Here is a 314-nt window from a genome sequence, read left to right as displayed (position 1 = left end):
CTGCCGAATTGTAAGAAATAAATTGAATATTACCACCATCGCTAGCAACAGCAGGTTTTACATATTCTTCTAAAATATTTACAATTTGTTTTGAAACATCGTCTAGAGCTTCAAAATTACTATCTATTTGTTTTGTTGTTTTTTGAAGTGTTTCTAAAGCTTCGGATTTTACAATTTCTTTTCCTTTTTCAATATAGTCTTTAATAAACTCGCGAAGCTGTATGGTAATATCTTGCCATTCTGCAACATCGTATTTTGTAATAGATACATAGTTTTCATCAAGAAATACACTTTTTACAAACGGAAAGTGAAAC

At 29.6% G+C, this 314-nt stretch carries 1 protein-coding gene; it reads right to left on the bottom strand.

All coding sequences use genetic code 11. The features are described 5' to 3' along the window. A partial coding sequence (locus LG649_RS15990) for a NifU N-terminal domain-containing protein (protein WP_226544817.1) occupies positions 1–314 on the bottom strand: 314 nt, incomplete at both ends.

It is taken from the genome of Neotamlana laminarinivorans, from assembly GCF_020523925.1.
Lineage (GTDB): Bacteria > Bacteroidota > Bacteroidia > Flavobacteriales > Flavobacteriaceae > Neotamlana > Neotamlana laminarinivorans.
This window is presented reverse-complemented; position numbering and strand designations above follow the sequence as displayed.